The 16,782-nt window shown below is 38.9% G+C and carries 16 protein-coding genes and 1 tRNA gene; 15 read left to right on the top strand and 2 right to left on the bottom strand.

Annotated features, from left to right (window positions below; all coding sequences use genetic code 11):
- Nucleotides 1–252: 252 nt before the first annotated feature.
- On the bottom strand, nt 253–462 hold the full coding sequence (locus Q7O55_RS07125) for a molybdopterin-binding protein (RefSeq protein WP_295818101.1): 210 nt from the start codon (nt 460–462) through the stop codon (nt 253–255).
- 98 nt (nt 463–560) lie between these two features.
- Nucleotides 561–634: transfer RNA gene (locus tag Q7O55_RS07120), tRNA-Gly, on the bottom strand.
- Between the two features lie 196 nt (nt 635–830).
- Here Q7O55_RS07120 and nhaA (Q7O55_RS07115) point away from each other — a divergent pair.
- From nhaA (Q7O55_RS07115) to Q7O55_RS07045, 15 genes are all read left to right on the top strand, one after another.
- On the top strand, nt 831–1,988 hold the full coding sequence (nhaA, locus tag Q7O55_RS07115; protein WP_303929445.1) for a Na+/H+ antiporter NhaA: 1,158 nt from the start codon (nt 831–833) through the stop codon (nt 1,986–1,988).
- A 36-nt stretch (nt 1,989–2,024) separates the two neighbouring features.
- Entirely contained in the window at nt 2,025–3,197 is a 1,173-nt protein-coding gene (nhaA, locus tag Q7O55_RS07110) for a Na+/H+ antiporter NhaA (protein ID WP_303929443.1), read from the top strand.
- A gap of 263 nt (nt 3,198–3,460) precedes the next feature.
- Complete coding sequence (locus Q7O55_RS07105; protein ID WP_303929441.1) at nt 3,461–4,066, top strand: 3D domain-containing protein; 606 nt, start codon at nt 3,461–3,463, stop codon at nt 4,064–4,066.
- Nucleotides 4,067–4,291: 225 nt separating this feature from the next.
- Nucleotides 4,292–5,110, top strand: coding sequence for a pur operon repressor (gene purR, locus Q7O55_RS07100; protein WP_303929439.1), 819 nt, complete (start codon nt 4,292–4,294; stop codon nt 5,108–5,110).
- Between the two features lie 131 nt (nt 5,111–5,241).
- On the top strand, nt 5,242–6,615 hold the full coding sequence (gene glmU / locus Q7O55_RS07095) for a bifunctional UDP-N-acetylglucosamine diphosphorylase/glucosamine-1-phosphate N-acetyltransferase GlmU (RefSeq protein ID WP_303929437.1): 1,374 nt from the start codon (nt 5,242–5,244) through the stop codon (nt 6,613–6,615).
- 126 nt (nt 6,616–6,741) lie between these two features.
- Complete coding sequence (locus Q7O55_RS07090; RefSeq protein ID WP_303929435.1) at nt 6,742–7,695, top strand: ribose-phosphate pyrophosphokinase; 954 nt, start codon at nt 6,742–6,744, stop codon at nt 7,693–7,695.
- 10 nt (nt 7,696–7,705) lie between these two features.
- Nucleotides 7,706–8,284: an aminoacyl-tRNA hydrolase gene (gene pth / locus Q7O55_RS07085; protein WP_298713688.1), complete on the top strand. Its 579-nt coding sequence runs from the start codon at nt 7,706–7,708 to the stop codon at nt 8,282–8,284.
- A gap of 57 nt (nt 8,285–8,341) precedes the next feature.
- On the top strand, nt 8,342–9,823 hold the full coding sequence (locus Q7O55_RS07080; protein ID WP_303929431.1) for an aminotransferase class I/II-fold pyridoxal phosphate-dependent enzyme: 1,482 nt from the start codon (nt 8,342–8,344) through the stop codon (nt 9,821–9,823).
- A gap of 2 nt (nt 9,824–9,825) precedes the next feature.
- Entirely contained in the window at nt 9,826–10,512 is a 687-nt protein-coding gene (locus Q7O55_RS07075; protein ID WP_303929429.1) for a thymidylate kinase, read from the top strand.
- A 75-nt stretch (nt 10,513–10,587) separates the two neighbouring features.
- The gene (locus Q7O55_RS07070) at nt 10,588–11,628 is read left to right on the top strand and encodes a hypothetical protein (protein WP_303929427.1); all 1,041 of its coding nucleotides are present in this window, start codon (nt 10,588–10,590) and stop codon (nt 11,626–11,628) included.
- Nucleotides 11,629–12,474 (top strand): stage 0 sporulation family protein, encoded by an 846-nt coding sequence (locus Q7O55_RS07065; protein WP_303929425.1) that lies wholly within the window; start codon nt 11,629–11,631, stop codon nt 12,472–12,474. It begins immediately after the preceding gene.
- Complete coding sequence (locus Q7O55_RS07060; RefSeq protein ID WP_303929423.1) at nt 12,467–13,192, top strand: tRNA1(Val) (adenine(37)-N6)-methyltransferase; 726 nt, start codon at nt 12,467–12,469, stop codon at nt 13,190–13,192. The genes Q7O55_RS07065 and Q7O55_RS07060 overlap by 8 nt, the downstream gene beginning before the upstream one ends.
- Nucleotides 13,182–14,027 (top strand): 16S rRNA (cytidine(1402)-2'-O)-methyltransferase, encoded by an 846-nt coding sequence (gene rsmI / locus Q7O55_RS07055; RefSeq protein WP_303929421.1) that lies wholly within the window; start codon nt 13,182–13,184, stop codon nt 14,025–14,027. The genes Q7O55_RS07060 and rsmI overlap by 11 nt, the downstream gene beginning before the upstream one ends.
- Before the next feature lie 34 nt (nt 14,028–14,061).
- Complete coding sequence (gene metG, locus Q7O55_RS07050; protein ID WP_303929420.1) at nt 14,062–16,008, top strand: methionine--tRNA ligase; 1,947 nt, start codon at nt 14,062–14,064, stop codon at nt 16,006–16,008.
- Nucleotides 16,008–16,778 carry a TatD family hydrolase gene (locus tag Q7O55_RS07045; protein ID WP_303929419.1) on the top strand — a complete coding sequence of 257 codons (771 nt, stop codon included), beginning with the start codon at nt 16,008–16,010 and terminating at the stop codon, nt 16,776–16,778. The genes metG and Q7O55_RS07045 overlap by 1 nt, the downstream gene beginning before the upstream one ends.
- Nucleotides 16,779–16,782: the final 4 nt, after the last annotated feature.

Genomic DNA, 16,782 nt, shown 5'->3' with positions numbered 1-16,782 from the left:
CAGTGAAGGAAAATCCACAATGAGGAAGCAAGTAGGGCAAGCGAAAAGTAATTAGATCTATGCGATGGATGATGTCCACACATCACTTTCGACGAAGCTCTACAATAAGCACTGTATAGTAAAAGACTGTTTTAAATACTGTCATGGGCGAGTGTGATAGGATGTCGTGGCTAATGGTAGGAGGCAAACTATGTTTCTACCAGGTATTATTTTTATACAAAAAAAAGAGCCGCCGAAGTAGCTCTAAATATTTTATTCTACACCAACCATTACGCTAGTGGATTTGATAACAGCGACAGCTTCTTTGCCAACTGCTAAGCCCAATTCTTTAACAGCTTGAACTGTAATATCAGCAGTAACGATGTTATCATTACCTACATTGATTTTTACGATTGCGTTTACAGCGCCTTCTTGAATCTCAACGATAGTACCTTTTAATTGATTTCTTGCACTTAATTTCATGTTTAACTCTTTGTATTAAATATACAAACAAATATATGATTATTATATCATTATACATAATAATAGCCGTGATGTAGTATATCACAGCTATTTATGTATGGAGCGGGCGAAGGGAATCGAACCCTCCTCTCAAGCTTGGGAAGCTCGCATTCTACCGATGAACTACGCCCGCACGATGTATATATTGTATCATATTTATATCGATATGAATAGATACAACACATATTAATCTTGTTGAATTTGATATGAGCTATCTCTATGTATACATAGTAACTGTATTGATTATTTTCGAAGTGATGTGTTATCATTAATCTATAGAAATTATACGTACTTTTCGTATATTGAATAATAGAATAGAGGGGTGCTTAATGAATTTTATAAAAGCATTTTTCCAATCGGAGTCTGCTGGTGGGATATCATTACTGTCCGCCGCAATTTTAGGGGTTCTTGTAGCGAACTCTCCAATGGCAGCTCAGTATTTTGCGGTTATGCAAATACATCTTGGTCCAATGACTATACTGGAATGGGTTAATGATGCCTTAATGGCTCTTTTTTTCCTTTATGTTGGTATAGAGATCAAGAAAGAAATGATTTCTGGGGAACTTGATACGAAGGCGAAACGTGTGCTTCCCGTATTAGCTGCGTTTGCAGGTGTTATTACGCCGGCCATTGTGTATTATTTTGCGGCTGGATATATGCCAGAATATAGGCATGGATGGGGGATTCCAACCGCTACTGATATCGCTTTTGCTATAGGCGTTATTACGATGCTTGGAAAAAAGGTATCTACAGCGATGAAAGCCTTTTTAGCTGCATTAGCTATTATTGATGATTTGATTGCTATCGTTGTTATTGCTCTCTTTTATGGGGCTGGCGTCAATTTTATGGGCTTAATAGCTGCTGCTGCCGTAACAGGTTTACTGGTATATACTAATAAGCAAGGCTATCTAAGACCACTTCCGTACTGTGTTCTTGGTTTAGTTCTTTGGTATCTAGTTTTAAAGTCCGGTGTTCATGCTACCATTGCTGGTGTTGTACTAGCCATGACAATTCCTTTTAAAGGTAAAGTGATAGATAAAGTAGTATATCCAATGGAAGAATGGGCTCATGCATTACGTAATTGGGTAAACTTTTTAATTATACCGCTATTTAGTTTTCTAAATGCTGGTGTATCCTTTGCTGATTTCTCGATGGACAACTTGTTCCATCCTGTAATTATAGGTGTTTCATTCGGGTTAATTTTAGGTAAGCAATTAGGTATATTCTCTGCTGTATATATTTTAGTTCAATCTAAAGCAATTAAGATGCCTACAAATACAACGTGGCCTGAAATTTACGGTACAGCAATTCTCTGTGGTATTGGCTTTACTATGAGCCTCTTTGTTGCTACATTGGCTTTCCCGCCTGGTATAACTCAAGAAATGGCTAAGGTAGGTATTTTTATAGGCTCTATCATGGCAGGTTTGTTAGGTGCGATTGTTCTAATTTTAGCTTACCAAATACGCAAGATGCGTGGTAAAATTTAATAAGATAATCTTTTTGAAAGTATAGAAAGGATTCAAATGGAACGCATTTTTGTTTTCTTACGTTCTCCAGGTGCAGCTACATCTGTACTGCTAGGAGCAACAGTGCTCGCTTTAATTTTAGCGAACTCGCCATCATCTGAACAATACTTCCATATCGTTAATCACCATATAGGAAATCTAACGATTTTAGAATGGGTTAATGATGCATTGATGGCAATCTTTTTCCTATTTGTAGGTCTAGAAGTTAAGCGAGAATTAGTAGCAGGTGAACTTAATACTAATGCTAAGCGTGTAATGCCTGGTATTGCTGCATTGTTTGGTGTTTTAACACCTGCTTTTATATACTACTTAATTGCAGGTTTTCATCCTGAATATATACATGGTTGGGCGATACCGACTGCTACTGATATTGCATTTTCTATCGGCATTATATCTGCATTAGGATCTAGAGTGCCGAATTCGATGAAAGTATTCTTAACAGCCCTTGCCGTCATAGATGATTTGATTGCTATCATCGTAATTGCAATTTTCTATGCATCAAGTATTCATATGATGTATTTAGGTGCGGCTGTCGTAGTTGTAGCTGCTTTAATCTACTGTAATAAGCAAGGATATGTACGACCTTTGCCATATATCATTTTAGGGTTTATTCTTTGGTATTGTGTATTAAAATCTGGTTTACATGCAACTATGGCTGGTGTAATCTTAGCTATGACAATTCCTTCAAGAGGTAAACGAGGTTGTAAGTATGTTCGCCCAATGCAACATTGGGAACATTTATTATCCAATTGGGTTAGTTTTTTAATTGTACCAATATTTGCATTCTTTAATGCTGGTGTAGATTTACGAAATGTATCTGTTAATGACTTAACGCATCCTGTAGTGCTTGGCGTTGCATTAGGTCTTATTATAGGGAAACAATTAGGTATTTTTGGTGCAGTATTTGCGATGGTGAAATGCGGCCTTGTACCAATGCCGACAGAAGCTAATTGGAAGCATGTATATGGAACTGCGATTGTATGTGGTATAGGTTTTACAATGAGTATTTTCGTATCTATCTTGGCATTTGATCCAGGTCATGCTCAAGAAATGGCAAAAGGTGGCGTAATCCTTGGTTCATTAATTTCGGCAATATACGGCTATCTCTTCTTAAGACTTGTTGGTGCAAACCGAAAAGAATGTCATATTGGTGTATACCATAACTGCTAAAATTAAATATAACTATTAAATCTCCATTGTAGACTGAAGAGAATTTTCGATTTTAGAAGTAATCTAAGCGAATATTCTTGCAGGATATAATGGAGATTTTCATTGGTATCTTATAATTTTATGATATATATGTAGTACACCTTTAAAACTATTACTATAACTATAATTTAATATATATGAATTATTGATATTAATAGAGCTTCTATGGTTTATAGATTATTTAAACCTATATAGTATACTACTTAATGTAAGGTGAGGTATATATGATAAAAAAAATAATTATTGCATGTACGCTTGTTTCTATGATTATAATGGTATCCTCTGTATCATTAGCAAAAACTATTGATCGAGGGCAACGAGGGCATCACGTTAGTAAGGTGCAAACCATGTTAAAGCATCAAGGTTTTTTGCATGATTCTGTTGATGGTATTTATGGACATAATACAGAGCAAGCTGTACGAAAATTTCAAAAGTCTAAGGGGCTTGCTGTAGATGGTCGTGTTGGTTCTTCTACAATGAAAGCCTTAGAGAAAACGGCAAAACGTAAGGGTGGTCAAAGTACAAAAAATAATAATGGTGCACCTAGCAAATACTCAAAGGCTTTAACGATGGAGGCTAGTGGCTATTCATCTCAAGATCCTGGCAACGGAAAATATACAGCTACAGGTAGTCGTCTACGGAAGGGACTTGTATCTGTAGACCCAAAATTAATTCCTTTGGGAACGCGATTATATATTGAAGGTTATGGCTATGCTGTAGCTGACGATGTAGGTGGTGCTATTAAAGGGCATCGCATTGATTTAGCTTTTGATTCTCGAGCAGAAGCATTGCAGTTTGGACGTCAATCTGTAAAGGTTTATATTTTATAATAATAACTCTCTAGCTTTATATAACTGTATGATAGGTTTATAGACTAAAATCATATTCTTGTATAAAATGCTAGAGAGTTTTTCTTTTACCGAATTATAATGTATTCATAACCTCGAATATTCGGAAATTATGGTATAATAAATATTAGATATATGTGATGACTCATGATATTAAATTGATGAGTGTACTCAATAGTTATATGATAAATGGTAAAGGATAATCCTATGGATAAAGTACGGCGCGTAGAACGAATGGTGGCAATGACAAAACTGTTAGTTGATTCACCGCAAAAATTGATTCCTTTAAATTACTTTTGTGACTTCTTTGGAATGGCTAAATCAACGGTTAGTGAAGATTTAACCTGTGTAAGACAGTCTATGGAGCACTTTCAACTGGGGACCTTAGAAACAGTGGCTGGTGTAGCTGGTGGGGTACGATTTATTCCGCATCGTAAGGGCACGCAAGCGAATGATATTTTACGCGATGTGCAAGATCGTCTAATGGAACCAGATCGTATCATTCCAGGTGGTTTTATTTATATGTCTGACATCTTATATGATTGGCATGTAATGACACGTCTAGGTGAGATTATTATGACTCGTTTCGTGGACCGTGAACCGGACTATATTTTGACCGTAGAAACAAAGGGGATTCCTTTGGCTGTAATGGTAGCGAGAGCTTTTAATAAACCACTTGTTATTGCTAGACGTGATAGTAAGGTGACAGAAGGTTCTGCTATTAGCATTAATTATGTAACAGGTTCCTCTGGTCGTATTCAAACTATGACGTTAACTAAGCGGGCAATTCCTCCAAATGCTAAGGTGTTAATTATCGATGACTTTATGAAAGCTGGCGGTACTGCTAAGGGACTTAAGGAATTAGTTCTTGAAATGAGTGGTGTCGTTGTTGGTACAGGTGTTCTTGTTGCTACAGCTGAACCAAGTCCAAAGTTGATCGATGATTATGAATCACTATTTACTTTTTATGGCATCGATGAAAATACAAAGAAAATTAGTATTGAGTCTGTGTTAGATGAAGAGTAAATCATTAATATTAGGAACCTTATTGGCTGATATAATGATTTATATTGAGTATTGGTCTATGGGCTAAATAATGACGTAAACAATATTTACAATGGTTTAGAGATATAAGAGATAACAGATAGGAGATTATTATGAATATTGCAAGCCTTATTTTAGCTGCTGGTAAGGGTACGCGTATGAAGTCTAAATTGCCAAAAGTATTGCACAAGGTTGGCGGTAAGGCGATGGTAGAACGCGTTCTTGAAACGGTTCAATCCATTGGTACAAATCGCGATGTTGTTATCGTTGGTTTTGGCGGCGATGCAGTACAAAATTACTTGGGGGAGCGCGCTGAATTTGTTCGTCAAGAAGAACAAAATGGTACAGGTCATGCAGTTAAAATGGCTCAACCCGTACTTGGTGATTATGATGGTACAATCTTATTGTTATGCGGTGATACGCCACTCGTTACAAAAGAAAGCTTAGAAGCACTTTTAGAAGAACATAAAAATTCCGGTGCAGCAGCTACGATCTTAACTGCTCATATGCCGAATCCAACTGGTTATGGACGCATCATTCGCAATGAAGCGGGTTCCGTAGTTCGCATCGTAGAGCAGAAAGATGGCAAGCCAGAAGAATTAGTCGTTCAAGAAGTAAATACAGGTATGTATGCTTTTGACAGTAAAAAATTATGGCCTTGCTTAGATCAGCTATCTGATGATAATGCTCAAGGTGAATTGTATATTACTGATGTAGTTGGTATTCTTGTAAATGGTGGCGATACAGTAAGCGCATACATGACTAAAGATTTTGAAGAGTCTTTAGGTGTAAACTCTCGCTTGCAATTAGCGGAAGCTGAATCTATATTAAAACATCGTAAAAATATTGAGTTAATGACTGCAGGGGTAACAATTATTGACCCAGATAATACTTATGTAGCTCCAGAGGTAGCTGTAGGCGCGGATACTATCCTACATCCTGGTACAATCCTTGAAGGTAATACAGAGATTGGTGAACGTTGTGAAATTGGGCCACATACTCGTTTGACGAATGTTAAAGTTGGTAATGATACGATTATCCACTTTACCTATGGCCATGACTGCGAAGTAAAAGACGGTGTAGATGTAGGCCCATATGTTCATTTGCGTCCGAATACTGTTCTTGGTAACAAGGTTCATGTAGGTAACTTCGTAGAGGTTAAAAACTCTAATGTTGGAGAAGGCACTAAGTTCCCACATCTCTCCTATATCGGTGATAGCGATGTAGGTGCTGGTGTTAATATTGGATGTGGCACTATTACCGTAAACTATGATGGTAAAGTTAAACATCGTACCACAATCGGGGATGGTGCGTTTGTTGGTTGTAATAGTAATTTAGTAGCTCCTGTGACAGTAGGTAATTATAGTTATGTTGGTGCAGGTTCTACTATCACCAAGAATGTACCGGATAAGGCATTGGCGGTAGGTCGTAGCAAGCAAATTGTGAAAGAAAATTGGGTAACAGAGGATACTTTCAAAAAGAAATAAAAAAATCTCATATTTTTTAACACAATTAGGTCAAAATAGTATACAATAAAAAGGCAATAGTGTGTATCTGTAATGTATGGATTATGGATAAGTAACCAGTATAGGAGCAAATGAAAGGGTAACAAAATGGCATTTGAAGACGGCAAAAAACTCAAGATTTTCACAGGTAATGCAAATCCTGCATTGGCAAAGGAAATTTGTGATTATTTAGGGTTGCCTTTAGGTGAAGCATTTGTAGGTCGTTTTAATAATGGCGAAGTACAAATTATGATTGATGAAAGCGTACGTGGCAAAGATGTATTTATCATTCAACCAACAAGCTATCCTGTAAATGATAATTTAATGGAACTCATGGTTATGGCTGACGCGCTAAAACGTGCTTCTGCACGTCATATTACTGCGGTAGTTCCTTACTATGGCTATGCTCGCCAAGACCGTAAGACTCGCGGTCGTGAGCCGATTACAGCTAAGTTAGTAGCTAATTTGATGCAAACGGCAGGTATTACACGTCTTGTAACAGTTGATTTGCATGCAGGCCAAATTCAAGGTTTCTTTGATGTGCCTGTAGACCACTTGTTCGGCGCATCTATTTTGGCTAAATATATCAATGAAAAAAATATGGAAGATGTTATCGTTGTATCTCCAGACCTTGGAGGTGTTACAAGAGCTCGTGATTTGGCTGACCGCATCGGTGCACCGATTGCAATCATTGAGAAAAAACGCCCTGAACCAGGTGTGGCTAAAGTTATGAATCTTATCGGTGATGTAGCGGGTAAAAACTGTATTATTATCGATGATATCGTGGATACAGCGGGCTCCTTGGTTGAAGGTGCTAAAGCATTGGAAGAATTCGGTGCTAAATCCGTTACTGCCGCTGTTACGCATGCAGTGTTGACAGATCCGGCAAGTGAACGAATTGCAAATTCCAACATTAAGGAACTTATCGTTACTAATACAATTCCATTGCCAGAAAATTGTAAGTTATCGAATATTACGCAATTATCTGTAGCTCCATTGTTGGGCGAAGCAATTATGCGTATCTTCCATGAAGTATCTGTAAGTAATTTATTCGACAAATAATAGGTGGTTCTTGAAATTAGTAGTAGGCCTTGGTAATCCAGGCAAGCAATATGAAGCGACAAAACATAATATTGGATTTATGGTTATTGACGCCATTGCCGACAGCGTACCTCATACGCCTTGGAAAGAGGAGCAACGTGCAGAGGTGTGCAGTATTACCGTGGATGGTGAAAAAGTATTGCTTGTAAAGCCGCAAACATTTATGAATGTAAGTGGTGAGTCTGTAGGACCGTTGATGCGGTACTACAAAATTGATCCATCTGATGTGTATTGCATCTATGATGATATGGATTTACCCGTAGGCAAGTTGCGTATTCGACCAAATGGTAGCTCTGGTGGTCATAATGGTATTAAATCGTTAATATCTCATTTGGGTACGGAGAATTTTCCTCGCTTCCGTGTGGGTATAGGCCGACCCTTGCCACAGTGGACTGTGACTGATCATGTATTAGCGCCATTTACTGAAGAGTCGCAAGAGAAAGTACAAAAAGGTATCAAGGATACGGTGAAAGCTGTACTAGGAACCTTAGAGGTGGGTATTGATAAAGGGATGAATCAATTTAATCCTAAACGTCGTCCACATCGATAAATACATGCATAAGGGCATGAGTCTCATAGAGATTCATGCCCTTTTTACGAGGTACATATGAGTAATCAAGAAAGAATGCCTTTTGTAGAGGCTTTAGAATCCTATAAAGAGAAACATTTTATGCCTTTTCATACACCAGGACATAAGATAGGTGGTGAAGCACCTAAATTATTAAAGGACTGGATGGGGCCAGCGCTACCCTATGATTTAGGCGTTATGTATGCCTTAGATGATTTACATGAGCCCGAACGAGAGTTAAAAGAAGCGCAAGATTTAACGGCTGAACTATATGACGCTGAGCACTGTTGGTTTTCTATTAATGGCACTACAGCTTTGATTGAAGCTATGATCATGGGCACTATAGGCCCTGATGAAACCATTATCATTCCTCGGGAGGCGCATCGCTCCGTTATCAGTGGTCTTGTTTTATCTGGGGCCAAACCAGTATATATGGACTGCAATTTTGATGAACGATGGGGGATTCCATTAGGAGTATCTTTAAAAAATGCTATTACAACGATGGATACTTATCCTGAAGCAAAGGCAATTCTTTTAGTCTATCCAAACTATTATGGAGTAGGTGTAGATATTGTTAGTATTGTAAAAGAAGCTCATAAGAGGGGCCTTATTGTTCTGGTTGATGAAGCTCATGGTCCTCATTTGCCGTTTTCTGAAAAATTGCCTGTAGAGGCTATAGAGGCTGGAGCAGATTTAGTGGCACAAAGTACACATAAATCTGTTGGCTCTTTGACACAAACATCTTGGCTATTAGGGCAAGGTGAAAGAATCAATAAACGGCGTATCACGCAGATGCATCAAATGCTACAAAGTACGAGCCCAAACTATATTTTTCTGGCTTCCTTAGATATGGCGCGCCATCAATTAGCCACAGAAGGTAAAGATTTAGTAAGTCGAGCAGTAGAGTTGAGCGCATATTTACGCGAGAAACTCAATACAATTTCTGGTATTGCTACTATGGAATATACAGATATTCAAGAGACCATAATAAACTATGATTCTACTAAGGTTCTAATCGATGCAAAAGGCTTAGGTTTAACAGGTGTAGAATTTGAACATTTATTGCGTAATCATCGTATCGAAGTGGAGTTAGTGCAGGCAAATCATGTGTTAGTACTTATTACAATTGGTGACACTAAAGAATCTGTAGATATCCTTATTAAGGCTGTACGAGCTGTGAGTGATGACGTACTAGGAGATTCCTCAAGCATTAGAAGCATAGATGTAGCGGGCTTATATGAACCTAGCAGCGAGTCTGCTTTGCTACCAGAACCTCAAGTTTGTGTTACCCCTCGTAATGCTATGTATGCAAATCGTGAGCAAGTACCATTAAAAGAAGCACTTCATCGCATTGCAGGGGAGACCATTGCTTATTATCCACCAGGTATTCCATGTGTAGCAGTAGGTGAAGAGATTAGTGACTCTGTGTTACAATATATAGAGAATCGCAAGGCTCTAGGTTATGTACCGAATGGGGCTGATGATATGACATTGGAAACAATTTGGGTGTTACAGGAGTAATTATGGGGACTTTGATTATATTAGAAGGCGGAGACGGCAGCGGCAAGGCTACACAAACTAAACTCTTAGTAGAGCGCTTGATCAAAGAAGGGCATGCCGTTAAGTCTGTGAGTTTTCCAAACTATGATAGCGGCGCCGCTATGCCTATCAAAATGTATTTAGCCGGTGAATTTGGCAAAGATGTACATGATGTAAATCCTTATGTGGCAAGTTCCATGTACGCCATCGATCGATTTGCTTCCTTTAGAACTGATTGGGAACAGTTTTACAAAAATGGTGGCATCATCATTGCAGATCGTTACACCACATCAAACATGGTACACCAAATGGTAAAATATGATGATCCGAAGAAGCGGACTGCATTTTTAGATTGGCTTGAAGATTTTGAGTTCCAAAAATTTGGCTTGCCTAAACCTGATGCGGTATGCCTTTTGGATATGCCCCTTGAAGTGAGCGAAGCCCTTATGGCCGAGCGTATTGGTAAAACTGGGGGCAATACTGGTGATATTCACGAAGGGAATCATGCATATTTAGTAGCCGTTCATGATGCGTATGAAGAATTAGTAAAGCGTTATCAATGGCACCGCATACCTTGCTCTGGTAAAGATGATTCTAGTCAATATACGTTGCGTACTATTGAAGAAATTCATAATGATGTATATAAAGCAGTAGTAAATCTACTACCTTAGAAAAAGGCGACTCTTTTAAAAGTCGCCTTTTTCCTATATAATATTAATATTGGGCATGTATTGATAGGAGGCGCTATGACATATTTTGATTCTATAATTGGTCAAGATTCGATTAAGGCACACCTATCTGAACTTGTAAGTCGTAATGCATTACCGCATAGCCTCTTGTTTTATGGTGAATCTGGACTTGGCAAACTGGATATGGCCATAGGCCTAGCGTCTTTATTACTAGGACGTCAAGTGTTCTCTCAACCCAAGGGGGAATCTTATTTAGCAGAGGTTAAGGAAGCCCGTTTGGCAAATGGGGATACGGAAAAACGTATCGAAACCGAAGGATTACCTACCTATATGGATAAGGGTGATGCCTTTTGGATTCGTCCTATGAAAGCAACCTTAAAGGTAGAGCAGTGGTATTCATTATTACAAGATCATCTCTCTGTGGCGGGCAATGGAAACCGCGTTGTCATTGTGGAGGACTTTCACACAGCTAATGCAGTCATGGCAAATGCCATGTTAAAAACCATTGAAGAACCACCTGAACAGGTGTACTTCATCATTATTACGAACAAGATTAACACCGTATTGCCTACCATCATTTCTAGATGTATGGGCGTTGGTTTTAATAGTGTTGATGTAGATACGATTCGCACCGCTCTTGTAGCGCGTGGAATCACCGGTGATATAGAACAGGCTTTGTTAGCTGGTCATGGTAATCCACAATTAGTGGAGAAACTGGCGACACAAGGTCTCATCGAAATGCTGGAGCTAGCCGTTAAGGTGATGGATATGTTGGCCTTTGAAACACGATGGTTTTCTATGATTTCCTTAGCTTGTGAAAGCTTATCTCGTGAAAATCTAACGGAATTGATGCACTGGTTACGCCTTATAAGTAGAGATATGATGGCTCTTAAAATGGGGGCTCAAGACACGCAATTACAAGTACCTATGTACAAGACTCAATTATTACGATTATTACCGCGCTGGTCCATGCAAGCATTGTCAGAGGTTATTACCGAAACATTGCAAGCAGAACGGGCTTTGCGTTTACATATAAAAACCGCTCTCGTGGTGGACGGTCTCTGTATCGCCCTTCATGATGCTCGGGAGGAGGATTAAATGCTAACCATAGTTGGCGTACGCTTTAAAAAGGCGGGAAAGATTTATTATTTTCAGCCTGAACAATTAGAACTATCTGTTGGGGATGGAGTTATCGTTGAAACAGCTCGTGGTGTAGAATACGGCATGGTTGTGATTGGACCTAAAGAGGTCTTTGAAGACTCTATTGTTGCCCCTGTTAAGCCTGTTATTAGACAGGCAACTTCTAAGGACTTGAAACAAATCGAGAAGAATAAAGAACGTGAAGAAAAAGCCTTTGAAATTTGCCTAGAAAAAATTGAAAAACGTAAGTTACCGATGAAACTCATCAATGTGGAATACACATTTGATATGAATAAGATTATATTCTTCTTTACTGCGGATGGCCGTATCGACTTCCGTGAACTCGTTAAGGATTTGGCAACTGTATTTAGAACGCGCATTGAGTTACGCCAAGTGGGCGTCCGTGATGAAGCTAAAGTACTTAATGGCATCGGTGCTTGTGGACGACCGTTGTGTTGTTCTAATTTCTTAGGAGACTTTACACCTGTATCAATTCGCATGGCGAAGGATCAAAACTTGAGTCTTAATCCAACAAAGATTTCTGGTGTATGCGGTCGATTAATGTGTTGCCTTAACTACGAAGATGATTTATATAAAAAAGGTGGCGATCTTTATGTAAAAAAAGAACGGCCACAAGCTTTACAAGAGGTAGCTCCTCCAGGTATTGGTAAAGAGGTTGTTACCGACGAAGGTATTGGTAAAGTTTTAAAGGTAAATCATCATAAGCATACTGTAAAGGTACAGCTCGAAGCGGGCCGTACTATCGATTTGAAATGGTCCGAGGTGGCATTGCCTGATGAATGATCAAGAACGACTTGATGATTTAATTATAGATGGCTTACAGATTTACCAGCGTTCTGATATGTTTCGCTTTTCCTTTGATGCTATAGCTCTTATACATTTTTGCCGATTTAATGGTCGTCATAGCTATGTTGATCTTGGAACGGGGACAGGGGTTATGCCGCTTATAGGCACGTCATTAGGGGCGGGGCATATAACGGGTATCGATATTAACGAAACTATCGTCGGTTTGGCTCAGCGTAGTGTTGAGCATAATAATAAACAAGATGTGGTAACGATGTTATGTGGCGATTATCGGCATATGTCGTACCGTGACGTACAAGACAAGCCTTTTGATGGTGTTATTGTTAATCCGCCCTTTTATGATTGTGAAAGTGGAGCAAAGCCTACATCTGAAGAAAGAGCATTAGCCCTTCATGATGGTCATACATCTCTAAAAGAGGTTATAAAAGCCGTACAGGCCTTTATTAAGTGTAAAGGTCGTTTGTGGATGGTCTATAGTGCTAGCCGGCTACAATATGTGCTACATGAACTGGAAGCGTTACATTTTCAAGTAAAGCGAATTCGGTTTGTTCATGGTATGATGGATAAGCCGGCAAAATTAGTTTTGATTGAGGCTATGTACCAAGGTCAGGCTGGTCTTGTACTGGAGCAACCGCTTATCGTTTATGAAAAACCGAATGTGTACACGAAGGAGGTGTCCTCTTGGTATGAACGATAACAAATGGGGCACCTTATTTTTAGTGCCCACACCGATAGGTAATTTAGAAGATATGACGTATCGGGCAGTTCGTATCTTAGGTGAAGTAGATGCTATCGCTGCCGAAGATACGCGACATACGGGTATATTATTAAAACATTTTGACATTAAAAAGCCTTTGATTTCTTATCATGAACATAATAAGGAGAAGGGGACCTATATTATAGAGCTCTTATTAGAAGGACAGTCGGTAGCTTGTGTCAGTGATGCAGGCATGCCTGCCATTTCTGATCCAGGGGCAGATCTTGTAATAAAGGCTATTGAAGAAGGCATAACTGTAGTACCTTTGCCAGGCGCTAATGCAGCGTTAACAGCGCTTATTGCATCAGGTTTAGATACTAAATCCTTTACCTTTGCGGGGTTTTTGCCTAAACGGGGTAAACATCGGGTTGAAGAATTACAACGACTTTCACACGTGACGAGCACCTTGCTGTTTTACGAAGCACCACATCGATTGCAAGAGGTGTTAGAAGATATGTATGAAGCCTTTGGCAATCGTTCCATTACTGTGGCAAGGGAATTGACGAAGAAGTTTGAAACCTTTGTACGCACCGATTTGGAAAGCCTTGTAAAGAATTTCGAACAGCTTACCTATAAAGGAGAATTCGTCCTCATTGTAGGCGGTGCTGATACAGTGGAGTCCGATACTAGTGAAGTGGTGGATGAACCAGTATCTTATGTAGATGCTGTGCAAGCCCTTGTAGATACAGGGATACCTAAAAAAGAAGCTATTCGCCAGGTGGCAAAGCGTTTTAACGTTTCCCGCCGGGATGTATATAATATTGTAGAACGTTAAACCTTCCCATTCGAAGGTTAGAAGGAGGCTCATCATGGGAGACACAAAGAAAACGTATTATATTACGACACCTATTTATTATCCAAGTGCTAAGTTGCACATTGGTCATACATATTGTACATCTGTAGCAGATACGATTGCTCGTTTTAAGCGATTGGCTGGTTATGATGTACGTTTCTTGACCGGTTCTGATGAACATGGCCAAAAAATCCAACGCGCTGCAGAAGCACAAGGCATTACGCCTCTTGAATATACTACAAATATTGTAAATGGTTTCAAAGCATTGTGGGAAAAAATGCATATTTCCAATGATGACTTTATTCGGACCACCGATGAACGTCATGAAAAGGTTGTTCAAGAATTATTTGCAAAAGCTTATGAGAAGGGTGATATTTATAAAGCCGAATATGAAGGTTGGTACTGTACGCCTTGCGAGACATTCTGGACTGAGCAAAAGCTTGGTGAAAACCATACATGTCCAGACTGTGGACGCCCTGTAGAAAAAGTAAAAGAAGAAAGTTATTTCTTTAAACTCGGCAAGTATACTGATCAATGGTTACAATTCATTGAAGAAAATCCTGATTTCATTCAACCTGAATCTCGTCGTAATGAGATGATTCAATTTGTAAAACAAGGTCTAGAAGACTTGGCAGTATCTCGTACATCTTTTGACTGGGGGATAAAGGTTCCTTTCGATCCTAAACATGTAGTCTATGTTTGGTTCGATGCGTTGGTGAACTATATTAGCGCTCTTGCTCCATTTGATGGAGATGGGGAACTATACAAAAAATATTGGCCAGCAGATCTTCATTTAGTAGGTAAGGAAATTGTTCGCTTCCATACTATTATTTGGCCTATGATGCTCATGAGCCTTGAGTTGCCATTGCCTAAAAAGGTGTTTGGCCACGGTTGGATGATTGTTGACGGCACAAAAATGAGTAAATCTTTGGGCAATGTTATCGATCCAATTCCATTGATTGATACCTATGGTGCAGACTCCTTGCGTTATTACTTATTGAGTGAAATTACTCTTGGTAATGATGGCAACTTCACGTTGCCTAACTTCGTTACAAAAATCAATGCAGATTTATCTAATGATTTAGGTAACTTATTAAACCGTACTATTGCTATGATTGAAAAATACCATGGTGGTGTGATTACAAAATGTGACGATATTGATGATTTAGATCGAGATGTATCCTCATTAGCAGTTCAAACAGTGAAAGACTTTGAAACGGCTATGGAGAATATGGGGCTTAATAAAGCTATTAAATGCGTATGGACATTTATTGGTCGTATGAATAAATACATCGATGAAACAATGCCTTGGGTATTAGCTAAATCTGAAGATGAAAAAGATAAAGCTCGCCTTCAATCTGCGATGTATCATTTGGCAGAGGCATTGCGTATTATCGCCATCTTGGTAAGTCCTGTAATTCCTGTAGGCGCTCCAAAAATCTGGGAACAATTAGGACTTACCAGTTTTGAAGCTGCTACATTGGAAGATGCTAAAACTTGGGGATTATTGGCAACAGGTACTAAAGTTGTAAAAGGTGAACCTATCTATCCACGTTTTGAAGTTCCTGAAATGGTAGACGTTATTGTTACAGAAGAAGTTGAAGAAGTTGTAGATACATCTAATATTCCACCTTTAAAAGAAAATATTACCTATGATGACTTTGAGAAACTCGATCTTCGTGTGGCTAAAGTTGTAAGTTGTGAAAAAGTGCCTAAGTCCAAGAAATTGTTGAAATTTGTATTGGATATCGGGATTGAACAGCGTACAGTGTTAAGCGGTATCTCTCAATATTACGAACCGGAGGCTATGGTTGGTAAAAAGGTAATTTATTTGTCTAACTTGGCTCCTAAAAAGATGATGGGCATCGAGTCTTATGGTATGATCTTGTCCGCCTCTGATTGGGAAGAACATTTAGAGGTAACAAATATCGAATCATTACCGGCAGGAAGTGTGGTTAAATAATGAAACTTTTTGATACACATGCTCATGTGAATGATGGGCGCTTTGATAATGATCGTGATGTGATGTTACAAGCCTGCTTTGATACAGGTGTAGAATATATTATGATTCCTGGTGTCGACAGAGGTACTGTTGATTCAGGTTTAGCTTTGGCTAAACAATATGATCGATTATATGCTGCGGTAGGGACTCATCCCCATGAATCAAAGGACTTTACAGAAGAAGACTACGCATTTTATAAGGAAGAAGCTCTTAACAATGATAAGGTACGTGCTATTGGTGAAATTGGATTAGATTATTATTATGATTTTTCTGATTGTGAAACGCAAAAACGCGTATTTATTCGTCAGCTAGAGCTTGCTCGGGAGGTAGATTTGCCCATTATTATCCATGACCGTGATGCACATGGTGATATTATGAATATCTTGCGCAATGAGGGAAAGGATAATTGGGGCATTTTCCATTGCTATTCTGGTAGCTGGGAGATGGCAAAAGAGGCCATTAAAATGGGCTTTTATATTTCCTTTGCAGGGCCTGTAGTATTCCCTAAGTCTACAAATCTCAAGGAAGTGGCAAGACAAGTACCATTAGATCGAATCCTTATTGAAACGGATTCACCGTATTTGACACCACCACCATTTAGAGGCCGTCGTAATGATCCAAGTAAAACTCAGTTTGTGGCAGAAGAAATTGCAAGCCTTAAAGGACTCGATGTAGATGAGTTCTGCGAAATTACGTTCAATAATGGCAAACGAGTATTTGGTATCGAGTAAATGT

The organism is Veillonella parvula (assembly GCF_945949885.1).
GTDB classification, from domain to species: Bacteria; Bacillota; Negativicutes; order Veillonellales; family Veillonellaceae; genus Veillonella; species Veillonella parvula_B.
The sequence above is the reverse complement of the archived record's forward strand: the minus strand, read 5'-3'. Positions and strand labels throughout refer to the sequence as shown.